Annotated in this window: 23 protein-coding genes; 18 read left to right on the top strand and 5 right to left on the bottom strand. The window is 49.2% G+C overall.

Annotated elements, in window-relative coordinates; genetic code table 11:
• The first annotated feature begins 72 nt into the window (after positions 1-72).
• The 5 genes from B153_RS0110400 (at position 73) to B153_RS0110420 (ending at position 5,361) form a co-directional block, all read left to right on the top strand.
• The gene (locus tag B153_RS0110400; RefSeq protein WP_020596641.1) at positions 73-1,461 is read left to right on the top strand and encodes an HmuY family protein; all 1,389 of its coding nucleotides are present in this window, start codon (positions 73-75) and stop codon (positions 1,459-1,461) included.
• A gap of 62 nt (positions 1,462-1,523) precedes the next feature.
• Positions 1,524-2,396: a heme/hemin ABC transporter substrate-binding protein gene (locus B153_RS0110405; protein ID WP_020596642.1), complete on the top strand. Its 873-nt coding sequence runs from the start codon at positions 1,524-1,526 to the stop codon at positions 2,394-2,396.
• A 5-nt stretch (positions 2,397-2,401) separates the two neighbouring features.
• Positions 2,402-3,505 carry a FecCD family ABC transporter permease gene (locus B153_RS0110410; RefSeq protein WP_020596643.1) on the top strand — a complete coding sequence of 368 codons (1,104 nt, stop codon included), beginning with the start codon at positions 2,402-2,404 and terminating at the stop codon, positions 3,503-3,505.
• 12 nt (positions 3,506-3,517) lie between these two features.
• Positions 3,518-4,312, top strand: coding sequence for a heme ABC transporter ATP-binding protein (locus B153_RS0110415; RefSeq protein WP_020596644.1), 795 nt, complete (start codon positions 3,518-3,520; stop codon positions 4,310-4,312).
• Between the two features lie 23 nt (positions 4,313-4,335).
• Entirely contained in the window at positions 4,336-5,361 is a 1,026-nt protein-coding gene (locus tag B153_RS0110420) for a hemin-degrading factor (RefSeq protein ID WP_020596645.1), read from the top strand.
• Positions 5,362-5,496: 135 nt separating this feature from the next.
• Here B153_RS0110420 and B153_RS0110425 read toward each other — a convergent pair whose 3' ends face one another.
• The 4 genes from B153_RS0110425 to malQ form a co-directional block, all read right to left on the bottom strand.
• Positions 5,497-5,991 carry a heme-binding domain-containing protein gene (locus B153_RS0110425; RefSeq protein WP_020596646.1) on the bottom strand — a complete coding sequence of 165 codons (495 nt, stop codon included), beginning with the start codon at positions 5,989-5,991 and terminating at the stop codon, positions 5,497-5,499.
• Between the two features lie 64 nt (positions 5,992-6,055).
• Positions 6,056-6,778 carry an ABC transporter ATP-binding protein gene (locus B153_RS0110430; protein ID WP_020596647.1) on the bottom strand — a complete coding sequence of 241 codons (723 nt, stop codon included), beginning with the start codon at positions 6,776-6,778 and terminating at the stop codon, positions 6,056-6,058.
• A 63-nt stretch (positions 6,779-6,841) separates the two neighbouring features.
• Positions 6,842-9,862 (bottom strand): tetratricopeptide repeat protein, encoded by a 3,021-nt coding sequence (locus tag B153_RS0110435; protein ID WP_020596648.1) that lies wholly within the window; start codon positions 9,860-9,862, stop codon positions 6,842-6,844.
• Between the two features lie 73 nt (positions 9,863-9,935).
• Positions 9,936-11,516, bottom strand: a complete 1,581-nt coding sequence (malQ, locus tag B153_RS0110440; protein ID WP_020596649.1) for a 4-alpha-glucanotransferase — start codon at positions 11,514-11,516, stop codon at positions 9,936-9,938.
• Positions 11,517-11,852: 336 nt separating this feature from the next.
• Here malQ and atpD point away from each other — a divergent pair, with 336 nt between their 5' ends.
• The 4 genes from atpD to udk all read left to right on the top strand — a co-directional run bounded on the left by atpD (position 11,853) and on the right by udk (position 15,237).
• Positions 11,853-13,379 (top strand): F0F1 ATP synthase subunit beta, encoded by a 1,527-nt coding sequence (gene atpD, locus B153_RS0110445; RefSeq protein ID WP_020596650.1) that lies wholly within the window; start codon positions 11,853-11,855, stop codon positions 13,377-13,379.
• 114 nt (positions 13,380-13,493) lie between these two features.
• Positions 13,494-14,129 carry a hypothetical protein gene (locus B153_RS0110450; protein ID WP_020596651.1) on the top strand — a complete coding sequence of 212 codons (636 nt, stop codon included), beginning with the start codon at positions 13,494-13,496 and terminating at the stop codon, positions 14,127-14,129.
• A gap of 80 nt (positions 14,130-14,209) precedes the next feature.
• Positions 14,210-14,455, top strand: coding sequence for an ATP synthase F1 subunit epsilon (gene atpC / locus B153_RS0110455; protein ID WP_020596652.1), 246 nt, complete (start codon positions 14,210-14,212; stop codon positions 14,453-14,455).
• Between the two features lie 152 nt (positions 14,456-14,607).
• The gene (gene udk, locus B153_RS0110460) at positions 14,608-15,237 is read left to right on the top strand and encodes a uridine kinase (protein ID WP_020596653.1); all 630 of its coding nucleotides are present in this window, start codon (positions 14,608-14,610) and stop codon (positions 15,235-15,237) included.
• A 50-nt stretch (positions 15,238-15,287) separates the two neighbouring features.
• On the opposite strand, the gene B153_RS0110465 is transcribed toward udk, so the two are convergent.
• The gene (locus B153_RS0110465; RefSeq protein ID WP_020596654.1) at positions 15,288-16,331 is read right to left on the bottom strand and encodes a 2Fe-2S iron-sulfur cluster-binding protein; all 1,044 of its coding nucleotides are present in this window, start codon (positions 16,329-16,331) and stop codon (positions 15,288-15,290) included.
• Between the two features lie 179 nt (positions 16,332-16,510).
• On the opposite strand from B153_RS0110465, the gene nadA reads away from it, so the two are divergent.
• From nadA to B153_RS0110510, 9 genes are all read left to right on the top strand, one after another.
• Positions 16,511-17,500 carry a quinolinate synthase NadA gene (gene nadA, locus B153_RS0110470; protein WP_020596655.1) on the top strand — a complete coding sequence of 330 codons (990 nt, stop codon included), beginning with the start codon at positions 16,511-16,513 and terminating at the stop codon, positions 17,498-17,500.
• Positions 17,501-17,581: 81 nt separating this feature from the next.
• On the top strand, positions 17,582-19,174 hold the full coding sequence (nadB, locus tag B153_RS0110475) for an L-aspartate oxidase (protein ID WP_020596656.1): 1,593 nt from the start codon (positions 17,582-17,584) through the stop codon (positions 19,172-19,174).
• 132 nt (positions 19,175-19,306) lie between these two features.
• The gene (locus tag B153_RS0110480) at positions 19,307-19,489 is read left to right on the top strand and encodes a hypothetical protein (protein ID WP_020596657.1); all 183 of its coding nucleotides are present in this window, start codon (positions 19,307-19,309) and stop codon (positions 19,487-19,489) included.
• Positions 19,455-19,982: a DUF6169 family protein gene (locus B153_RS0110485; RefSeq protein WP_020596658.1), complete on the top strand. Its 528-nt coding sequence runs from the start codon at positions 19,455-19,457 to the stop codon at positions 19,980-19,982. Before B153_RS0110480 ends, B153_RS0110485 begins: the two co-directional genes overlap by 35 nt.
• A 28-nt stretch (positions 19,983-20,010) precedes the next feature.
• The gene (locus B153_RS0110490) at positions 20,011-21,384 is read left to right on the top strand and encodes a glutamine synthetase family protein (protein WP_020596659.1); all 1,374 of its coding nucleotides are present in this window, start codon (positions 20,011-20,013) and stop codon (positions 21,382-21,384) included.
• Positions 21,385-21,493: 109 nt separating this feature from the next.
• Complete coding sequence (locus tag B153_RS0110495; RefSeq protein ID WP_020596660.1) at positions 21,494-22,534, top strand: aminoglycoside phosphotransferase/kinase family protein; 1,041 nt, start codon at positions 21,494-21,496, stop codon at positions 22,532-22,534.
• 100 nt (positions 22,535-22,634) lie between these two features.
• Positions 22,635-23,219 (top strand): RNA polymerase sigma factor, encoded by a 585-nt coding sequence (locus tag B153_RS0110500; protein ID WP_020596661.1) that lies wholly within the window; start codon positions 22,635-22,637, stop codon positions 23,217-23,219.
• A 100-nt stretch (positions 23,220-23,319) separates the two neighbouring features.
• A complete protein-coding gene (locus B153_RS0110505; RefSeq protein ID WP_020596662.1) occupies positions 23,320-23,643 on the top strand; it encodes a hypothetical protein in 324 nt (107 codons plus the stop codon).
• Entirely contained in the window at positions 23,622-24,173 is a 552-nt protein-coding gene (locus B153_RS0110510; protein ID WP_020596663.1) for a Spy/CpxP family protein refolding chaperone, read from the top strand. The genes B153_RS0110505 and B153_RS0110510 overlap by 22 nt, the downstream gene beginning before the upstream one ends.
• The last annotated feature ends 33 nt before the right edge of the window (positions 24,174-24,206 follow it).

The following is a 24,206-nucleotide window of genomic DNA, read 5'->3' on the forward strand; positions in this document are numbered from 1 at the left end:
GATCATTGTCTATAACACCCTGAAAACCAAAATTTTAATTACACCCAATATCTCCCAAACAGTTTGAATACCATGAAAAAAGCCATCGGTTTTATATTCCTTCTAACAATAAGCATCTTAAACGCCTGTAAAGAAAGCGACCCACCACTGCCCGACAATCTGGTACAGTTCGAAAGTACAGAGCAGGGTATGGATGCGGCTACTACAGAATCGACGATTAAGCTGAAACTATCGCGGGCGGTCGATGCAGCTACTCCCGTAACTGTTCAGGTGACTCCTGTTGGAATTACCTATGGCAGTCAGTTTACGACCACCCCGGCCATTAGCAACAACACCCTTTCGCTGACTGTACCTGCCGGAAGTAGCGAAACATCCTTTAAACTCACCAAAGCCGATAATCTGTTTCTGAGCGGTACCGAAACCATCGATTTCGCCATTGCCTCGGTTGGTAGCCCGGTCCTGGTCGGCACCACGAAAGCGCTTAAAGTCAAATTCACATCCATTATCTCGACGGGTACAACACTGACGCTCGATGGTGGCACGGGCGGTTCCAGTGCGGTTAACTCTGTATTTGTTGATTTGAGCAACAATGCAGCGACTTCGGTTCGGCGGGATAGCTGGGATTTAGGCTTTTATTCGGGTGCTGATTTTCGCGTAATTCTGAACAATACAACCGGCGCAGCGGCTATTGCTCTGGCGAAAAATGACCTGACACAGGTGACGGCGGCCGATACGGTAGGCTTATCGCTGAGCGTAGGGAATTTCGATCCGGCTGGTTTGAAATGGGTCGATGATGTATCGGGCGACCTTACCAAAACCGTCATTGCCAGCATTTCGGCTACCGATGCCGACAACAAAGTGTATATCATCAATCGGGGAACAAGCGGGTCAACGCCCGCCAAAAGCTGGGTAAAGGTTCGGATACTGCGCAATGGTACAACAGGTTATACGCTCCAATATGCAGGTATCAGAGAAACAACCTTTAAAACCGTATCCATCACAAAAAACGATGCCTACAATTTCAACTACGTTTCGTTTAGCACAGGTGCGCTAGCCGACGTTGAGCCGCCTAAAGCCCGTTGGGATATTGAATGGACAGGCGGAGTCTATAAAACCAGCGATGGCACTAACGACATTCCCTACTACTTTGCCGATCAGGTATACATCAATATCTTGGGTGGTGTGACGGCGGCCGAAATCCTCACCAGTGCCGTTTCGTATGAGGCTTACTCGGAAAGTAACCTGGCGACAACCTCTTTCAAGAATGACAAACATGTAATTGGCTCCAACTGGCGTGTGGCGAGCCAAACCGCAACGGGCGTCCGGACCGACCGATTTTATGTAATCAAAGATGCAGCGGGCAACGTCTACAAGCTCAAGTTTATCAGCTTCGCTTCGCAGGACGGTGGCGAACGCGGCAAGCCCAAATTTGAATTCAAGCTGGTTAAGAAAGTCTCTTAAATCAACGGTACTGTCAGCTAAGTAGTCGACAGTACCATCTCCTTTTATTTATCTCAATCGCCATGAACAAGTTGTCATTTTTTACGCTCTGCCTTGGCTGTGTACTGGGCATTTTGAGCAATCACCAGGCGGTATCGGCCCCTAACCGTCCCATAAACGAACCTATTCGCCTTGTTTCGCTGGATGGTACGGTTAGCGAAATCCTGTGCGATTTAGGATTGCAGTCGCATCTGGTTGGGGTCGACGTAACCAGTACCTATCCTGAATCGTTACAGAAACTGCCGAAGGTTGGCCATAACCGGAACATCTCAGCCGAAGGCGTTATTTCCCTAAAACCAACCCTCGTTCTGACCTCCCAACAGGCAGGTACCCGACCCGAATTACTCGAACAGATTAAATCGGCAGGGATCAAGGTAATTGCGTTTCAGCAAGATTACAGCATTGCCGGGACTAAAAAACTGATTCAGGACGTAGCCAATACCTGTCAGGTTCCGTCGCGTGCGAAACCCCTGATCCGGAAACTCGATGTCGATCTGGCGCAGGTCAAAAAAGCGACCAATAGCCCCAAAGTCCTGTTCATTTATGCACGGGGAACGGGCACCCTAATGGTATCGGGCCGAGGTACGCAGGTCGACAAAATGATTGAATTGGCCGGGGGCGTCAATGCGGCAGCCGACTTCGAGAACTACAAGCCCATCACGGCCGAAGCCCTCGTTACGGCCAACCCTGATGTTATCCTGCTCTTTGACAGTGGCCTTGAGAGCCTGGGTGGGGTTACTGGCTTGCAGAAAGTGCAGGGGATTGCGCAGACAAATGCAGGTAAAACAGGCCATATCATCACTATGGACGGGCACTTACTGAGCGGCTTTTCTCCTCGTTTGGGAAAAGCTCTCCAGGAATTAGCGCAGAAAATCAGTCAAAGGCCAAAGGCATAAACGCAATGAGTACACTAGTCGTGGTTCATAATCCTCCCGCAAAAACAGGGGTTCCCCCGTCGCTGATAAAGCGTTCGATTAACCCCTGGCTGATGCCTGCGTTAGGTATCGGATTGGCAGCAACCGTAGTGTTTTCGGCTGGTATTGGTGCCGTGCGCGTGTCACCTTACGAAATCGGATTAATCATTTCGAAATCGCTTGGTTATACGGTTGACGTTGACCCAGCAAAGGAAGCGATTCTTTTAGCCATTCGATTACCCCGCGTTTGTCTGGCCGTATTGATTGGCGCGGGTCTGGCCCTTTCGGGAGCGGCTATTCAGGGACTTTTTCGGAATCCACTCGCCGACCCAGGATTAATAGGTATTTCGTCGGGGGCATCGCTGGCTGCCGTAATGATGATCGTGCTCGAAGTGAGCGTGTTTCAGAAGCTTACGGGCCTGCTGGGGATGCATGCCTTATCCGTAGTGGCCTTTTTAGGGGCCTGCGCCACGGCGTTTCTGGTTTACCGAATGGCCCGGATGGCGGGGAAAGATGTGATAACGACCATGCTGCTCACGGGTATAGCGATCAATGCATTATCGGGTGCACTGACGGGTATTATGACCTATCTGGCTACGGATGAACAGCTTCGTAACATCACGTTCTGGAGTCTGGGCAGTCTGGGTGGCGCAAGCTGGACATCCGTTCTGGCTATTTTACCATTTATGGCCATCGCTCTGGTCGGCATTCCCCGTCTGGCCAAATCCCTGAATCTGCTGGCGCTGGGCGAAAGTCAGGCGAGTTTGCTGGGCGTAAACCTAAAGCGCATCAAACGGCAGGTTATTGTTTTCTCGACGATGGCGGTTGGCACCTCGGTAGCCGTTGCAGGCATCATTGGGTTTATCGGACTGGTAATTCCTCACCTGATTCGAATGGGTGCCGGGTCCGATCATCGACGCGTTCTAACGGGGTCTGCCCTGGGCGGTGCCATTGTCCTGACGCTGGCCGATTCCCTTTCCCGAACACTGGTGGCACCCGCCGAACTGCCGATTGGTATTCTGACAGCCTTAGTCGGAACACCCGTTTTCTTGTGGATCTTATTTCGGGAAAGACGACGAAACCTCTCCTAGACCGCTAAAACCATGCTGGAAGTCAGAAATCTATCCTATCAGATTCGAGGTCGCAAACTCCTTAATGAAGTCTCGTTTTGTGCTAAACCGGGCGAACTATTAGCCGTTGTAGGAGCTAATGGAGCCGGAAAGTCGACCTTATTGAAGCTCTGCACTGGCGAATTAAAATCCACGACTGGTGCCATTAGCCTACATGGACGTGGTATTGAAACCTATTCGGAAAAAGAGCTTGCTTCGTTTCGGGCGGTATTGCCGCAGCAAAATTCGGTCATTTTTCCATTTCTGGTCAGCGAGCTGGTGCTGATGGGCCGCTACCCGCATTTCGATTTCCATCCCTCCGAACATGATTATCTCGTTGCCGGACTGGCGCTGAAAAAAGTAGGCATGTGGGAATTTGCGTCCCGCGTTTTTACGACCTTATCCGGTGGCGAGCAACAGCGCGTCCAATTAGCCCGGGTGCTCGCCCAAATCTGGGACACTTCGGCGGGCCTTTTATTCCTGGACGAACCAACTACGGGTCTTGATCTGCTTCATCAGCATCAACTGCTGGAAATCGCCCGCGAATTCACCCAGAAAGGCTTTTGTGTAGTTGCCATCCTGCACGATCTCAATCTGGCCGCTCAATATGCCGATCAAATCGTTATGCTCCGTTCAGGCCGTATAGAAGCCATCGGTTCTCCACACGAAGTAATCACGGTCGGCAATATTCAGCGCGTATTCAATCTGTCAGTATGGCTCGTCAACCACCCAGAATTAGCCTGTCCCATGATCGTTCCACAACAGCATCAATTTTCTGAACATAACTGACCAATTCAAACCATCCATAGCAAATGATTACAGCACAAAGCCTGAAAGAACGCTGGGCCACCTTTAAACAGGAAAATCCCAAAACCCGAATCCGGGATGCCGCAAAACAACTGGGCGTCAGCGAAGCCGAATTAGTAGCTACCCAAATTGGCGAAACCGTTCGACGACTGGAGGGCGACTTCCGTGAACTCCTCAAAGACGTACCAGCACTGGGCTACGTAATGGCGCTAACGCGTAACGATACTATCGTTCATGAACGCAAAGGCGTTTATGAAAACGTGTCGTTTACGAACCAAACCGGGCTGGTTCTGGGTCCCGACATTGACCTGCGTTTATTCATGTCGCACTGGCACTTTGGATTTGCCGTCGCTGAAAACGACCGTAAAAGCCTTCAGTTCTTCGATCAGGATGGGTTGGCCGTACACAAGATTTACCTGACCGATACGTCAGACCTAGAAGCTTACGAAGCACTGGTTCAGAAATATCTAGCGACCGATCAGACAGTACCCGTCATTACGGTACCTTATCCCGAAAAAACAAAAGAGATAACAGCCGAACGAGTCGATGTACAAGCCTTTCAGGCAGATTGGCTGGCTATGCAGGATACACACGAGTTTTTCGGACTGTTGCGCAAACATAACCTCGAACGAGAGCAGGGACTACAGATTGCCCCCAAGGGACATGCCGAACAGATATCGGTTGAGCAGTTCCGGAAAGTCTTTGAAATGGCTGCCCAACGCGAGTTACCAATTATGATTTTCGCGTCAAGCCCCGGTTGTATTCAAATTCATACCGGTTTGGTCAGGAAGTTGGTCAGTATGGGTTCCTGGTACAATGTACTTGATCCTGAGTTCAATATGCACCTCCGGGTAGACCAGATCAACAGCATCTGGGTAACCCGTAAGCCCACAAAAGACGGCATCGTGACTGGCCTTGACCTCTTCGATCAAGAAGGCAATACAATCGCCTTGATTTTTGGGAAACGAAAACCCGGCGTCCCCGAAATGAAAGAATGGCAGGACGTAGTGCGTGAAGCCATTGCAGCCTGACTCACCCTAAACCCCTAAAGACTGAATCCCTAACCAGTGCTGGTTAGGGATTCATAGTTTTGAGACGAATTCAATTTCTTTAATACAGTGTAATTTATGTCAGGTCGTTTCTATAAACGCCTGTACTCAGCAAGATCAATGTTCTTCGTGATGATGTTCATGCTCTTCTTCGCCTGCCGGAGCCGGAATCTGATTTTTTAACCCCTTAGCCCAGTCAGCCAGCAGTTTCGCATCCTCAGGGGTAACCTTGGCATCACCATGAATCCACAGATACGACCCAATGGGCATCGAACCTTCGTTGACAACCTCTTCTATTTCATCCAGCTTATGACGCGCCCGTTTGGGTTGGTAAGTGGCAAACTCCGAGAAGTTCAATTCCCGTTTGCCTTCATCGATATGATGACTAAGCCACCAGGCTACGGGCTGAATGTTGTTATACCAGGGGTAAGTCGTATTGTTGGAATGGCAGTCGTAGCAGGAACGTTTCAATACCGTTTGTACATTGGCAGGTACGGCATATTTAGTAGTAATGTCATTGGGCGACATCCCCGAAGCCTGGTTCTTTTCGGGACGGAAAAACTGGATGAGAACCAGAATCACAAGCAGGGCGATGAGAATTTTACGAACCATAGTTGTTTAGGATTAGGGTTCAATATAAACAGAAGAACCATTCCCAGATTAACTAAGGATTAAATCATTCCAATGACTGCATGAGCGCCTGTGCTTTACGGATGTTGGTATTTTGCCGATCACTTTCGATCAGACCGTCGCGAAGGCGGATAATCCGGTGGGCATACTCGGCAATATCTTCTTCGTGGGTTACCATAATCACGGTATTGCCTTTGCTATGAATCTGGTCGAAAAGGTCCATAATCTCGTACGATGTTTTGGTATCGAGATTACCCGTCGGTTCGTCGGCCAGCAGAATACTGGGGTCGTTGACCAAGGCCCGCGCCACAGCCACCCGTTGCCGCTGACCGCCCGACAGCTCATTTGGACGGTGCCCGGCCCGGTTTTCGAGCCCAACATTTTTCAGGGCCAGCATGGCTTTCTCGATGCGGTCGGCCTTACTATACCCAGCGTAGATAAGTGGTAAGGCTACATTCTCGAGCGAGGTTTGCCGGGGAAGCAGGTTGAAGGTCTGGAACACAAATCCGATTTCCTTGTTTCGAACCTCAGCCAGTTCGTTTTCGCCCATGCGACTTACATCCTGATTGTTCAGAATATACTGGCCCGACGTTGGGGTGTCCAGACAACCAACAATGTTCATCAGTGTTGATTTACCAGAACCGGAAGGACCCATAAACGCAACGTACTCTCCTTTTTGAATACTAATGGTAATCGATTTAAGTGCTTCGATTACTTCGGTACCCATTACGTACCGCTTGGCAATATTGTGGGTTTCAATAATATTCATCCTGATAGAGCTCCTGGTCTGACCGAATCGAAAACATTGACTGGCTAATTAAGCAAAGCTACCTTATTGCAGGAATTTTTGACGGCTGTTTTCGATCGACGCCAGTTTTTCCTGATAAGTCCGCAGAAATGCCTGATAATCGGTAGGGTTAGCCGCAATTCGTAACTTCTCAAGACCATTTTTGGCATAATCGAACAAGCTCAGATCCAGGCAAAGCGAAACATAGGTTTTAAGGAGTTCGGCATTGTCGTCGTTGTAGGGCAGAGCCGTCAATACCAGATCATAGGCTCGTTTGGCCTGTTTTTGTTGCTGTTCAAACTGAGCAAACGCGACCGCCATTCGTGCGTTGAGGGGAGCCAGTTGTACCGCCTGCTGATAGGCTTTACGTGCTTTAGCAGGCTGACGGGTCCGTTCATAGGTCTGCCCTAGCCAGTAAAACCGTTCGGCCTGATAGTCAAGCAAAACAGGCTGTCTGGCCATGGTCTCAGCCGCCCCTACACTCCTTCGGAATGCCGCCAGCCGAATGGCGGTTACGGTGCGCAACGATAAAGCAATCGGGCTAACCTGTGATGAATCGGGCAGTCCGGCCAATACCAACTGGGCATTTCGCCACTGTAACTGATCGAGGAAATCATTGGCGAGGGCAACACCCGCAACGGATTTCAAATTGGGGTCCTGGATGGTTTCCCAATAGGCACCCCGATTGGGATCATCGAGCTTGTAGATCGCATAAAACGCTTTTTCGAGGTCAGTGGCTGGTTTTCGCTCCTGATAATACACCTGCTTGATTGCCTGAACAGCCGGATCGCCCTGAGCAGCCGTTTCCCAAAGCGATTGCGCCAACACGGGTTCATTTGCTTTGGTTAAGGCAACGGCTCGGTAGTAAATGGAGGTAGTGTCCGAATTATAACCGAACGTTTCGGACGCCCGACGATACAGCCCCTGCTCCATCAGCCACAACCCGGTAATAGCCCGGTACGAAGCTCCATTTTGCTGATCGCCCTCGGCTAGTTGCGTCATCAAGCCGAAAGCAGCGGGATGATTGTGCCGTTTATATTGAGCCACAGCCAGTGCCAGCAAAATTTCGTCTGTAAAGTCCTGATTGGCAGGCTGAGTAGATAGCTGCTGCATCGTTTTGGTCAGCGTTCCGTCAGTTCGTCTGGCGGCCAGTGTGTAATTATACAAGCTGGCAAATCGGCCAACGCTCAAGCCTTGATTCTCCGATTTATCGGATAACCATTCGAGTCGGTTGGGTTGAGCCGTATCGGTTTGAGCCACCAACCGGAGGGCCAGCGCATTGGCCTGATAGGGCTCATAAGAAGATTCTTTTATGGTTTTTGCCAGCGAAGAATCAGCCTGAAGCACGTTCGGATTCCGGGCATATAAAGCCAGTAGGTTTGATTCGGGCACTTCACTTTTTGCAGCATTAGTTGCCGCAGCCGACAGGTAATAATAAGCCGAATCGGCTACGCTGGTCCGCGCATACAGATAGCCCAGATTATTCTGCAACTCACCACTTTTAGGAAAGGCCCGAATGCCCCGTTGCAGGGTTTTTACGGCTTCGAAGAATAAGTTGGTCTGCAAATAGGTCTGGCTCAAACCGGCATAATCCTGTGGGCTGGGTTGTTTTAACAAGGCCTGCTGAAAATAGAAAGCGGCCGCAGTCTGGTTATTGGCTACCAACGCCTGAGTAGCCAGCGAGTAGTTGGATTTATGATTTTGAAACTCCTGCTCCAATGCCAGTTGATAAAAGGCACTCGCCGACGCCGATTCGCCACAAGCCGTATAATAATCCCCCAGCCCATTATGGTAGCCAGCCACACCCTGCCGAAATGTAATCAAACCACCCGATGCCAGCAAAACCGCGAAGATGACAACGCCAACAATACGAAACAGACTAAGTTCCAACCGTTTGGGCTTGTATAGGATACGGTAAACCGCCAGATTCTGTTGGTAAATGGGCCAGAAATTGATAACGACATAGGCCAGAAACACAAGCCCCATAGCCAAATGGGTGTAGACAATGACATCCTCAAACAGCTCAACAACAGGGTCGTTTGCAGTAGCAAAGGCGTAAGCGATGGTGAGAGTAGTCAACAAAGCCAGCCCCAGATACAGAAAGGCGCCCGCATCCCGAAACGACATCACATCCTGTTGTTGAATCATCCGGCGAAAGCCCCAAACGCCAGCCAACACCGAAATCAGATACAGCAGAAAAGGGCTGATAGCCAATACATCCCAATCAATTGACCGGGTATTTTTAAGCCAGATAAGCGCCAGATTCAGCAGATATAAAAAGCTAATGACGAGCAGGTTATTGATACCTAGGGTTCGCTTTGAACTCCCCGAGCCGCTCCCTTCTTCAGCCCTCCCAACGGATGTCAGCCAAACCAAACCCGCAATGATTTCGGCCGCCATGAAGAATATAAACCCAGTACTGATCACCATCAGGACAGGCATCCCGTAACTCACAACCAGCAAGCACGGAAACTTCACCGGCGTCATAACTGCCAGCCCAGCCGCTACCAGAATTGTGAGTAAGCCAAACGCGGCCATACGCACTAGAATCGGATGATCGGAGCGAAAGGCATGGAAATAATAGCTGACCGACCCAAACAAAAAGGTCAGCAGTAAAAACAAATAATTTCCACCTAACCCCGGTACTTCGAGCATTTCCCACCGAAAAAAGGCTAATCCCAAAATCAGAATAGCCATACTGACCAGGTAGCGAATTCGGTCGAAACGGGTGATGGCGCTTAGCAGCAACACAAAGGCAATACAGATACCGACCAAAAAGACGGTAGCCATCTCGGGTCGTATTTGTATAGGACCGGCCAGAAATTGCTCAGAAACCGCGTAGGCTTTCCCATTTACGGCATAGTCGAGCAAACCGTCGGAGAAGCTATAAAACGTAATAGGCACATCGGCCAGTTCGCTAAGTGTATCCCAGGGAACGGCATTACCTACCCCTCTCGCCCAGACTATCGCAAACACCAACAGGCTAATAATGAAAAAACTAGCACTCACTAAGTACGCGTATCGGTTCGCCCGATTCCACGCTGACCAGAAAAATAAAGACGACATGAACAGGAAACGCACGTAACTGCGGGTTAGTGCAAATAAACCGTATCGGCTTCAATAAACCGATACAGTTTATCTATCCCCTGCCGGTCATTTGGGTCAGTTTCAGCAATTTTCTGGCAACTTTATCCGTCAACTGACCGGGCTGCAATCGCCATTGCCAGCTTCGTCCGCCCAGGCCCGGCGTGTTCATGCGGTTCGATTCGTCCAGATTCAACAAGTCCTGGACAGGAAGAATCGCCAAACGGGCAACCGACTGCATGGTTAACCGACAAATCTGATCGACCACATTTTTCTCCGTTACCTTCATACCCACGTAGTCGTTGATACGTTGCCGTTGTTCGCTGTCGGCTTCCCGAAACCAGCCCAGGGTTGTGTTATTATCGTGCGTACCCGAATACACTACAAAATTTTCAGTATGGTTATGAGCAATATGGGTTGCGGTAGGCATATCTTTTCCAAACCCAAACTGAAGTACCCGCATCCCTGGAATACCATAGTGCCGTAAATAAGGCTGAATTTCGGCAGCTTTGTCGCCCAAATCCTCCGCAATGATGGGCAGGTTGACGAACTGCCGATACATGGCTTTCATGAACGGTTCAATGGGAGCCTTAACCCATTGCCCCACTTTGGCCGTGGGTTCATGAGATGGTATTTCCCAATATTCGGCAAAGCCTAAGAAATGATCGAGCCGGGTTAAGCTATACAACGACATTTGATGACGAAGCCGATGCATCCACCAGTCAAATCCGGTACGCTCATGTTCGGCCCAGTCATAAATTGGGTTTCCCCAGCGCTGACCATATTCGCTAAAATAATCGGGGGGGGCCCCAGCTACAAATAAGGGTTGAAAATTTTCATCCAGTTTAAACAGACTCGGATTGGCCCACACATCGACGCTATTGAACTGAACATAAATGGGTATGTCGCCAATCAGATGAATTTTCTTATCGAAGCAATACGCCATGAGTTCGTTCCACTGGCGCTGAAAAAAATATTGCAGCACCTTGGTCGTTTCGATTCGATCATGCAATACCTCAACCTGTCGAGCTATAACCGCTGGGTCGCGCCGGACCAGTTCAATAGGCCATCGAATCCAGCTTGGTTCGCCAGTATCCTCCTGCAAAGCCGTAAACAGGGCGTAATCATCCAGCCAACGCGTATTCCAGCCGCAGAAACGCTCATAATCACTCCGTTGAGCGGGTGTAGCATTGCGTAAAAACGTCTGGGCCGCCTGATATAGCAATGGGCGTTTTTTGATCCAGGCAGCATGCATCGCATTGGGAGCAATGACCAGTGGCCCCGCCAGAATGGGTGAACTTGCCCGATCATTACCAGACGGCTCGGAAACCGTTACATCCTGAACAGGCTGTTCGTTGAATACGGCCAGATCATCACGGCTTAATAACCTTTCATCGGCTAATTTCTCAAGGCTGATCATGAGACTATTTCCGGCAAAAGCCGATGGGCTACTATAGGGCGAGAAACCAGCTCCCGGATCGACGGGGGCCAGCGGTAAAATCTGCCAGTAGGTCTGTCCGGCAGCTTCCAGGAAATCGGCAAAACGGTAGGCTTCAGGCCCTAAATCTCCGATACCATGAGCCGAAGGTAACGACGTAATATGAAGTAGTAAACCGCTTGAGCGTTGTTGAAGCATGTACGTTGAGTTGATAGTGGGCAGGAGTGATGAGCGAGCGATTAGCGGATGAGAATGGACAGGTCGCGTAGACCACCACATAGGTAATACTACCGGATGGATTCTCCCTCCTTGCTCCCCGCTCCTAACTCCCAACTCCTGTTGGCTTGTTTTTGTACAAATCGGCTTGCGTTAATTTTTGTTTATATTTTTTCGTAAAAAGCTTATTGCCAATAACCTTTCCTAACAAATCATTCCGAAAATGAGTGACAGGGTTCTTGACCTTACGCGGTTTTTCTCCTACTTTTGCAGTCCCAAACAAAGGGCAACTTTTCAATAAAGCAATACCATATACAAATGAGTAAGGCAACGGTAGTCAATACAGGTAAGATTACGCAAATAATCGGGCCGGTTGTGGACGTGAGTTTCGAAGGTGAAGGCACCCGGATTCCCGCCATTCTGGACGCTCTCAAAGTAACGAAAACCAATGGGCAAGAGGTAATTCTGGAAGTTCAGCAACACCTCGGTGAAGACCGCGTTCGGGCTATCGCCATGGACTCAACCGACGGATTATACCGTGGCTTAGATGTAATTGACCTGGGCACTCAAATCACCATGCCAGCCGGTGACGGTATCCGTGGACGGCTATTTAACGTAGTCGGCCAAGCCATCGATGGGATTCCGCAGCCGCAGTCGAAAGGCGCTGGCCTGCCTATCCACCGGGGCGCTCCTAAATTTGAAGATCTGGCTACCTCGACCGAAGTACTGTTCACAGGTATCAAAGTAATTGACCTGCTGGAGCCGTATGCCAAAGGGGGTAAAATTGGTCTGTTCGGTGGTGCCGGTGTTGGTAAAACCGTATTGATCCAGGAATTGATTAACAACATCGCGAAAGCGTACTCAGGTCTGTCGGTCTTTGCCGGTGTGGGCGAGCGTACCCGCGAAGGAAATGACCTTCTCCGCGAAATGATCGAAGCTGGGATCATTAAATATGGTGAGGCATTCAAACACTCGATGGAAGAAGGTGGCTGGGATCTGACTAAAGTAGATACCGAAGAGCTGACCAAAAGCCAGGCTACTTTCGTATTCGGTCAGATGAACGAGCCACCGGGAGCCCGCGCACGGGTTGCTCTGTCGGGTCTGACCATTGCCGAGCACTTCCGCGATGGCGATGGTGAAGGCGCTGGTCGTGATATTCTGTTCTTCGTCGACAACATTTTCCGGTTCACCCAGGCGGGTTCGGAAGTATCGGCTCTGCTGGGCCGGATGCCGTCGGCTGTAGGATACCAGCCAACCCTGGCTACCGAAATGGGGGTCATGCAAGAGCGCATCACCTCGACCAAGCGCGGTTCGATTACGTCGGTACAGGCCGTTTACGTACCTGCCGATGACTTGACTGACCCGGCTCCGGCTACCACCTTTGCCCACTTGGACGCGACCACCGTATTGAGCCGGAAAATCTCCGAGCTGGGTATCTACCCTGCCGTTGACCCTCTCGACTCGACTTCGCGGATTCTGACCGCCGAAATCCTTGGCGACGAACACTACAACACTGCCCAGCGCGTGAAGCAGATTCTGCAACGCTACAAAGAATTGCAGGACATCATCGCCATCCTAGGTCTGGAAGAACTTTCGGAAGAAGACAAACTGGTGGTTGCCCGCGCTCGTCGTGTACAACGCTTCCTGTCTCAGCCGTTCTTCGTAGCTGAACAGTTCACAGGTCTGAAAGGCGTACTGGTTCCGATTGAAGATACGATCAAAGGTTTCAACGAAATCATTGATGGTAAATGGGATCACCTGCCTGAGTCCGCTTTCAACCTAGTCGGTACCATCGAAGATGCCGTAGCGAAAGGCGAACGTATCATGCGGGAAGCTGGTCAGTAACCACTAATTTCATGTTTCGAGCCTATCGTTAATTTAATGGTTAATTAACCGTAGGCTCGAAACGAAAGCCTGTTCCTCAAGTCTAATAGTTGCAATCAACATATATTCTTGATTATGAAAACGATTCGATTGAGTGCAGGTATTGTATTACTACCATTGACCCTTTTAACGGGGCACGTAGCATCGGCTACCGATGGAACGTCCGCTGCTAAAATAACCTCCGTTGTACTGGTTCAGGACAATCCTGTATTGGCACATCTGGACAATGCTGTAGCCTCACTTACTAAAGGTGATAAGTCAGCTACTACGCAGGAATTACAGGCTGGAATTACCGGGCTGGAATCCCAGGCGCAAACGCAGCCCACATCGTTTAAGGACAAATTGCTGGCTCAGGCGAGCAAATTAAAAGCCTTGCTTCCATTGATACCGACAGGCGCTTTGGGCAACGGTGTGCTGAGTAAAGCCGTCAGTTTAGCTAAACTTGCGTCGGGGGGTAGTCAGCTTGAAGGCATTTTGGCGGCTGGCTCATTGCTGGGTAAAGGCAGCCAGCTCACCAGCGGTTTATCGGGCATTGGCGGTGCTTTATCGGCATTAGGTGGTAGCACACAGTCATCCGGTCAATCGCTAGTATCGACAGCGCTAGCCACGGTTGGCAAGCTCGATCAGGGTGGTCTGGTAGCGAAAGCCGCTGAACCTGCCGCCAAGACGCAGGTAAACAGCGTACTGAATTTCGTAAAAGGAGTTTTATAAAAGATGTATGATGCATGATATAAGATGTAGTGTCACAACTCATTCTATATCATACATCATACATCATACATCTTTTTTGTATGACATTAGATATCATCACTCCCGACCGTAAGGTCTTTTCTGGCGAAGCGAGTGCCGTTACGTTTCCAGGTAGTGAAGGTCAGTTTCAGGTGCTCAACAACCATGCCGCGCTGGTGAGTACATTGGACCGTGGCCCAATCGTGGTACAGACCCCATCGGGCCAGGAGACCTTTACCGTCGATGGCGGTGTCGTTGAGGTACTTCAGAATAAAGTGCTTGTATTGGCCGAATCCATTACAGCCTAAGACCCATTTTATAAGCGTGCAATAAAACCCGCTTAACCTTCATCGAAAGCGTCCTGTTTGTTATGAGCGGGTCGCTTTCTTTGTGTTGATGCATGCTGGGCTTTTACGTCTCACTCTTTCCTGTTTTCTTTGTTTGTAATCGTAACTTCATCATGAACTCCAAACCATTTATCGTCGGCATTACGGGCGGCAGCGCTTCCGGCAAAACCTCATTTCTGAAAGACATCTTAAATGCGTTTGATGAGGATGAAATCTGCCTGATTTCGCAAGACAATTATTACCTTAGTCGGGATGTGATTCCGGTCGATGATCAGGGTATTCATAATTTCGATCTACCTGAAACCATTGATCATCATCTGTACGCGCAGCACATTGGCCAGCTTCATAACGGCGAGATCATAACGCAGAAGGAATATACGTTCAACAATCCTTCTGTTGTTCCGAGGATACTGACGTTCAAGCCTGCACCGATTATTATTGTTGAAGGAATTTTTGTTTTCCATTTCCGCGAACTGGCCGATCAGATGGATCTGAAAATCTTCATCGACGCCAAAAACAGCATTAAGCTGGAACGACGGGTAAAACGTGATGCGGAAGAACGTGGTTACGATCTTGATGATGTGATGTACCGCTGGAAGTACCACGTAAAGCCAACCTATCGACAATTCATCAAACCCTACCGAGCCGAAGCCGACATTGTCATTCCCAATAACCATCACTATAAAAAAGGTATGGAAGTAGTGATCGCTTATTTGAAGACGAAAGTTGGTAAGAAGGACTAAATAAGAAGGCGAGCAAGGCGTAAAGTAAACCCGGCTTCTTTACGCCTTGCTTATCCTAGTTCTATCACAACGCCATCACTCTCCGGGTACCCTGTGCAGGTCAATACCCAGCCATGGGCCAGGTCATGATCAGTCAGTACATCGTTGATCGTCATGTGGATCTGCCCCGCCAGGCAACGGGCTGCACAGGTCGAACACCGCCCACCCCGACAGCTGTAAGGCAGCATAACCCCTTCGTCCAAAGCAGCTTGTAGAATCGATTTGTAGGCAGGGACCTGAATTTCAATCTCTTTTCCGCGAAAACGAAGCAACACGGTTCGATCCTGCGCTACAATAGGTGGTGGCGCTACAACAACCGGATCCACCACAAAATTTTCGCGACGAATCTGCGCTACCTGAAAACCGCTGAATACGAGTGTAAACTGCACCATTCGCATATAATCGCCCGGGCCACAGACATAAAACCGGAGTGTTTCGGGGTTAGAGTCTCTAATCAAGGTTGGCAAAAGGCGCTCAAGCATCACGTTATTCAACCGTCCCCGAAGGCCAGTCCAGTTTTCTGTTGGATTGCTTAGCAGGTGAATGACCCGAAATCGATCGGGGAACTTTATCTGCAAATCCGCCAGGGCTTCGTTGAAAATAATCCGTCGCTCGGTCGAGTTGCTATACAGTAAGATCACCCGGCGGCCCGATTCGTTATTCAATGCTTGTTTTAGCAAGGCAAAGAGTGGCGTAATACCACTTCCAGCCCCCAATAACACCAGATCACCCGTTTGATTTGTATCCAGCGTAAATCGCCCGGCCGGATGCAGACTCGTCAAAACATCCCCCACCCGAAGGGTATCATGCAGATAACGTGAAATTTCACCATTTTCGACGCGCTTAATGGTTAGTTGCAATGGCTCGCCAGGGACCGAACTGAGCGAATACGACCGACGAACTTCATGACCGTGGTGCATGAGTAGCAATGTCAGAAACTGTCCGGCCTGGTAATCAACGGGCTGGCCGTTTAATGGCTCAAGAAAATAACTTCGGGTATCGGCCGTTTCGGAAACAATACGTACGATGCGAAGCTGTAATAAATCGTTATCCATATAGTCCTGACATATCCGTCAAAACTAATCAATTCAGGATGATTGTTTGAAAGCCCAAACGATTTCCTGAAATTCGTCGGCCAGTCCGCCGTGGCCGTAAATTCGACAGTATAGCGGATTCAGGCAGTGACATTTTCATGCCAACCATTGTTTAGATTAAAAAAGAGCATACACTACCTATGGAAGCACTTTTGGAAGAAGTTCAACGAGTCGGGTACGTCAATAAGCCCGTTGCAGAAGATATAGATTTAGTAGCCGAAATCAATCGGTTAAAAAAAGAAAAAAACGCCGTTATTCTTGCCCACTACTACGTTGATGGCGCTATTCAGGATTTAGCCGATTACATTGGCGATAGCCTGGGCCTGAGCCAGCAGGCAGCCGCCACACCCGCCGACATGATTGTGTTTTGCGGAGTCCATTTTATGGGCGAAACCGCCAAAATTCTTTCTCCTCAAAAGAAAGTCGTCATTCCCGACCTCAATGCCGGTTGCTCCCTCGCTGATTCGGCACCGGCCGATAAGTTTGCAGCATTTAAGGCGCAATACCCCGACCACATTGTTCTGTCGTACATCAACTGCTCGGCCGACATCAAAGCGCTATCCGACATCATCGTTACGTCTTCGAACGCACTAAAAATTGTCGAGAGCCTACCGAAAGATCAGAAGATCATTTTTGCACCCGATGCCAATCTGGGCCGCTACATCTCGAAAAAGACCGGGCGTGATATGGTGCTCTGGGACGGTGCCTGCATTGTTCATATCGATATTTCGCTCGAAAAGCTCCATAAGCTACGAACTGAGTATCCCGACGCCAAATTCATTGCTCACCCCGAATGCCAGGAGCATATTTTGAGCGAGGCTGATTATGTGGGTTCTACGACAGCCCTGTTGAAATACGTAGTCGATAGCCCCGAACAAACCTTCATCGTCGGTACGGAAGCGGGTATTCTGCATAAGATGAAACAGGCCGTTCCGCATAAGAAAATCATTCCGGCTCCGGCCAGTCAGAACAATACCTGCGCCTGCTCCGAATGCCCGTATATGAAGATGAATACGCTCGAAAAAGTGTACAATTGCATGCTCTACGAACAGCCGGAAATCATCGTACCTGAAGAGGTGCGTCTGAAAGCGTATGAGTCTGTAGCCCGGATGCTGGAATTGAGTAAGTAATCTCATACATATTATTTTGAAAAAAGCCTTTAAAGCCATTTTCGTTAAAAAGCTGATTATAAAAGCCAAGTCGCTCTAACAATGCCCCACCAATTTGATTTTCTGGTTATCGGTTCTGGTATTGCAGGACTAAGCTATGCCACGAAACTGGCCATGCATTTTGAAAAGGTACAACTGCCCGTTCGCATTGGCGTAATCACGAAAGTACAGGCCGAAGAAACCAACACGAAGTACGCTCAGGGGGGCATTGCGGCCGTGTGGTCGGAAGATGACTCGTTCGAAAAACACATCGAAGACACGATGATAGCGGGCGACTTCCTGAGCGACCGCCATATTGTCGAGATTGTAGTGCGCGAAGCACCCGGCCGTATTCAGGAATTGATCGACTACGGAACCCGCTTCGACAAAGAGCATGGCGGCAGCGACTATGATCTTGCCAAAGAAGGTGGTCACTCCGATTATCGGATTCTTCACTTCAAAGACATCACCGGAGCCGAAATTGAGCGGGCTCTGCTCGAAAAAGCAGCGTCGCTGAAATCGATTGAGATCTTTACGCATTTCTACGCGGTCGAACTCATCACCCGCCACCAACTGGGCGAAACCGTTCATCGCTACGATACCGACAACAAATGCTTTGGTGCGTATGTACTGAATACTCAAACGGGAAAAGTGGAACGGTTTCTGGCAAAAACTACGCTTTTAGCTACTGGTGGCATCGGAAACATTTACCAGAGCACTACGAACCCCAGCATTGCCACAGGCGACGGCATTGCGATGGCCTACCGGGCCAAGGGTATTTGCAAAGACATGGAATTCATTCAATTCCATCCCACAGCGCTCTATGAACCGGGCAAAAAACCCAACTTCCTGATTTCGGAAGCCGTACGCGGTTTTGGTGGCATACTTCGGAATAAAAAGGGCGAAACGTTCATGGAGAATTATGATCCCCGCCTGTCGTTGGCTCCACGCGATATTGTGGCCCGGGCCATTGACTCCGAAATGAAAAAGGCGGGGGACTCTCACGTGTACCTGGATGTGACGCACTGCGACTACGAAAAATTTATCGAGCATTTTCCGACCATTACGGCCTATTGCCGTGATCGACTGGGGCTCGATTTACGAAAAGATTACTTCCCCGTTGTTCCGGCTCAGCATTACCTGTGTGGTGGAATTCGTGTCAATGAATGGGGGCAAACCAACATTCAATTTCTGTACGCAGTCGGTGAATGTTCCTGCACGGGACTCCATGGCGCCAATCGACTGGCCTCTAACTCATTGTTGGAAGCGGTTGTTTTTGGGCACCGCGCGTACGAAAAAACGGTCGAGATGCTTAGTCAGGCTGCCTTACCCAGCAATATCCCAGAATGGAATGACGCGGGGACTACCCATCCCGAAGAACTGGTTCTGGTGACCGAGATGAAAAAGGAACTGGAATCCATCATGTCGAACTATGTGGGTATTGTACGCTCCAACCGCCGTTTGAAGCGGGCTATGGACCGCCTGGAACTGATTTATCTGGAACATGAAGCCCTGTATCGCCAGTCAAAAGTATCGGTTCCAATCTGTGAGCTTCGGAACATGATCGAGGTGGCTTATCTCGTCATTAAAATGGCGATGGCTCGTCGTGAAAACACCGGACTACATTTTAATCTGGACAATGTAAAAACGGAATAAACGACATTTGCGTACTTTCACCCTACTGGTTTAGTCTGGTTTACGACTGTCTATTTCTTGAGATTGAACGCCGGCCCGGCTTATTATTGTTTTGAGCTTAAACAAGTACCTTTGAACAACTAAATAAGCCATATGGAATTAGCACATGATCCAACCAACCGGCCGAAAGGTGGAGCCGCTTTGTTCCGGTGGATTCTGGAACAACGAAAGTTGGCAGAAAGCAAACCTCGCGAGTTGACAGAAAGCCAGAAAGCTGCGATCGCTGAATTAAAAAAACGCAATGCAGAACGAGGAACAACAGTCATTAAAACATGACTTTACGTTTGGCGGTGGCCCCACAAATTCGTACTATTTTGCAAATGGGTTAGGCATACTTTATGAAGTGATGTTTAAACCATCAGGTTATCTATTCCCAGATAACCCAGCTTTTAATAATGACGTCTATGAGTTTATTATTCGTATCGAAGAAAATATAGTCCAGATTAACCCTCCGCCTGACCCTCTTTTACCACCAACTATTGCCGCAATCTTTCGCGATTTTTTCAAACGTGAAGGTGCTGTTGTCGTTTACATCTGCGACTCCTCCGATGGTCGACAAGCTGTTCGTTTTCGCAAATTCAACTCCTGGTATAGCTATTTTGAGAGTAAGGGTTCACCTTTGATGAAAATAGATTTAGAATTTGACGATAACGGCCATCCTGTTTACACATCCCTGATCCTACAGGCAAAACACCCTCTGTTTCAACAAATTATTGTTGCATATCAGAAGTTAATCCTGTGGGCAGACAACGACGACAAACAATCGTAAATATTCTGCTGTCGAATTTCTCTTCATCATGAACCAGCAAGCCATCATTGACTTCATCAAGCAAAGTGAAAGCCCTAAAATCAAGTATGCATTTACCGACATAGACGGTGTGCTCCGGGGTAAAATTATTCATCGACAAAAATTCCTGGACGGTCTGGAGGATGGATTCGGCTTTTGCGATGTAGTCTGGGGGTGGGATTCGTCGGATACACCGTACGACAACGGGCAAACCACAGGCTGGCATTCGGGCTATCCGGATGCTCCCGTTCGGATCGATGTATCGACGTTCCGGCAATTGCCCTGGCAGGATGACATTCCGTTCTTTCTGGCCGATTTCAGCCCAAAAGTCGATCAGAAGGCCAACACTTATGCTTTAGCTTCCTGCCCGCGTAGTCTGCTAAAACGAATCGCTGACCAATGCCAGCAGATGGGGTATCATGCCCGATTTGCGCAGGAGTTCGAATGGTTCAATTTCCGCGAAACACCCCGCAGCCTACAGGAAAAGTCTTTTTTGAACCTGGAACCTCTTACTCCGGGCATGTTTGGCTACTCTATTCTACGCCCCTCGCTCGAAAGTGCTTTTTATCATGACCTGTTCGATTTGTTAGCCCGTTTCGACATTCCGCTCGAAGGACTTCACACCGAAACAGGTCCGGGTGTTTACGAGGCTGCGATTATGCACGACGAGGTCGTTCGTGCGGCCGATAAAGCCGTTTTGTTTAAAACGGCGGTTAAAGAAATTGCGTATCGCCACGGCATTGTAGCCACGTTTATGGCGAAGTGGAATGCCGACTTGCCAGGCTGTAGCGGGCATATTCACCAAAGCCTCTGGAGTCTGGACCAAAGCCGGAATTTATTTTTCGATGCCAGCCAGCCGAACCAGATGAGCGAATTGATGCAGCAGTTCATGGCAGGTCAATTGTATTGTTTGCCTCACATCACTCCTATGTTTGCACCGACCATCAATAGCTACAAACGGCTGGTGGAGGGAGCCTGGGCTCCGACCACAATAACCTGGTCGGTAGATAATCGCACTACGGCGCTTCGGGTATTGAACCACAAGGAAGCCTATACACGCGTAGAACATCGGGTGTCGGGGTCGGATACGAACCCGTATCTGGCGATTGCGGCTTCGCTGGCTTCCGGTTTGTACGGCATTCGTCATAAGTTAACCCTCGACATCCCCGCGTCGGAAGGGAATGGCTATGCGGATAAACGAAATGGAATCCTGCCGACAAATCTGGACGAAGCGACTCAGGCCATGGCCCGCTCATCCGTTGCGGCTGAACTGTTTGGAGCTGAATTTGTTGACCACTTTACACGCACCCGAAACTGGGAATGGCGACAGTATCTCCGCCAGGTCAGCGATTGGGAGTTGAAGCGGTATTTTGAAATTATTTAACCTGTAGAGGCACAACACTTTGTGTCTCCTGACCGGATGGCTTAATGACCAGTCGGCTCAGGCTGACGCATAGGCGACGCCAAGTATGTCGTCTCTACTACCATTACCAATGCGTCTTGTAGATTATCATTCGATTATAAAAAAAGCCTGGGCTGACTTCGACCCGTCCGTATCGATTCATACCATCGAGGACATCAGCGCCCGGGTTTCGACCAACCACGTTTTTCGGGTCCGGTTTGAAGATGGCGGGCATATCATTGCCAAATTGTCTTATTTCGGAAAGTACGAACATTTTCTGGAAGACCATCGAATCATTCATGCCCTGGCGAACAACTTGCTGTTTCCGTTCGAAAATGTACTGGCCAAATCGCTGGTGCGCGACGGCCAGGTGTACACCTACCGCTACAAAAACGGTTATATCGATGCCTGGGTCGTATTTTATAATCCCATCCGTATTCAGCAAAAATTACCCCGACGACTCGAAGATCATCAAATTCAGATGCTGGGCCGCCAAATTGCCAAATTTCATAAAGCCTGTTCCCGAGTCAGTCCTGTCTTGCCGAAATCTGGCAAAACACTTCGCTCCGATATTTGGGATTTACTGGATTTGTTGGATACTGAAGCCGGTCAGTTTGAGCACCGGATGCACGTAGAGGAGCTAAAACGGCAGGGGAATCTTTTTCTGGAAAATCGCCAGAAACTCGTCGCGGGCATTGTCGAGACTATGCCCGTATTCGTGGACTGGAATATTGGTAATTTTTCAGTAACTCCCAACTTTGAGTTATATTCCCGCTGGGATTACGACTGGTTCAGAGTAAGTTACCGGGTTATGGATTTTTACTTTTTCAGCCGGGTTGTCTCCAATGTTGGTGACCGAACCGTATTTAGTTACGTCATAGGTCCGTTGATGGAAGAGCGGTTTCTGCTATTTTTGAAGGAGTACCATGCCGTGTATCCGCTAACGGAGAACGAAATTCGTTTCCTACCCGAAGCCTATCGGTTCTTTATACTCAACTACGTCATAAAATACGGTCGCTACTTCTTCCATCGAACGTATGCTACCAAACTACAGCGTGAGGCATACCAGACTTATTTCCCCTCCATCGAAACCTTCGATGCGGAAAAAATTCTGAAAGCGCTGGGAATATAAAGTCATTTAGCTGTCATTGATGGTCGTTTATTGAATCACAACAAATGACAACCAAATGATCATCAATGTCAACTAAATGACCATCGCCCTCTAACGCGCAATGCCTGCTCTGCCAGACCTTTCAGCACTGATTGAATCGATCCGGCAAGGGGATGAAACAGCTTTCCGACAATTATACGAACTCACCAAAAGCCGCGTATTCAATACGGCGCTTAGCTATGTACGCACCCGTGAGGACGCCGAAGAAATAACGCAGGATGTGTTTGTGGATGTGTTTCGCTCGGCAAGCCAGTTCAAGGGAGAAGCAGCGGTTACAACCTGGCTTTATCGGATCACGATCAATAAAGCGCTCGATTTTCAGAAGCGCAAAAAGCGGCAGAAGCGGTTTGCTTTTCTAACCAGTTTGTTTGACAGTACTACTGGCGAAGTCCTCCATCACCCTACCGACTTTTTTCATCCGGGCATCGCTCTGGAAAATCAGGAAAATGCGGCCCGGCTTTTCCAGGCAATCGACCAATTAGCCGACAAGCAAAAAACGGCCTATATCCTGACCCGCCTTGAAGGATTAACGAATATTGAAGCAGCCAGCGTTATGAGCATAACCGTTGGGGCCGTTGAGTCCTTGCTCCAGCGAGCCAACGAGAACCTTCGAAAGCAACTGGCAACATGGTATTTGGCGAACTAGCATAGTGGATTTCGAGCCGGTTTTCTAAAACTTACTCTACAACTCTACTATTTTTACCTGATAGCCGTAGGAGTCGAAACGATTTGTCGTCTGTCTTAGTATGGAACCAGAAAAAGAAAAATGGATCAACCGTGTACTGAATAGCCTGGAGGGTATGCAACGGGCCGAACCCAGTCCGTTTTTGTACGCTAAAATTCAACATCGACTAGCGGATAAAAACAGCCCGGTATACATACCCAATCGAACGGTGTGGCTCACACTAGCTTCTTTCGCCTTACTGCTGTTGCTTAACTGGCGAATTATAGAGTGGAATACGACGCCAAAAGCAACCAATGCATCCGATTTGACAACGGTTGTGTCGGGCATGCAATTGTATCCGTCTACCAATCAACCTTACGATTTATGGAGCGGACAAAACTACTAACCTTCTCTGTTATTGGCCTACTTCTACTCAATTTACTGACCATAGGCTTTATCACCCTCAAATCGGGCCAGTTCATTGGGTCAGAAGCAAGTCGGGGGCCAGGAGCTGGCCGGGAAGAACCCGCGCGCATTATTGTTGAACGGCTGCATTTCGACGAAGCGCAGCAGCAGCAGTACCGGGAATTGGTCAGGCAGCATCAGCAGCAAACCCGGCAGTTGAACGATAAGTCGGTTCAATTATTCCAGGCGTATTATGATCTCTTGACCACATCGCAGCCCGACTCGGCAAAGCAGCAAGCGCTGGCCCAGCAAATTGCGGATAACCAACGGCAGATGGCTGAAGTGAACTTTGCTCATTTTCGGCAAATCAAAACCCTGTGCCGACCCGATCAGCAAGCAGACTTTATCCAGTTGGTCGACGAACTTGCCCGGCTCTTTGGTCGACAACAACGCCCGCCCAGAGGACCCGGTCATGAGCCTCCAGGCGAACACCCCGACGGGCCACCCGAAAATTTTCCACCCCGCCCGTAGGAATCCCAAAAACGTGACGTCTAAGCCGGTAAT

The sequence above is a fragment of the Spirosoma panaciterrae DSM 21099 genome (genome assembly GCF_000374025.1).
Taxonomy (GTDB): domain Bacteria; phylum Bacteroidota; class Bacteroidia; order Cytophagales; family Spirosomataceae; genus Spirosoma; species Spirosoma panaciterrae.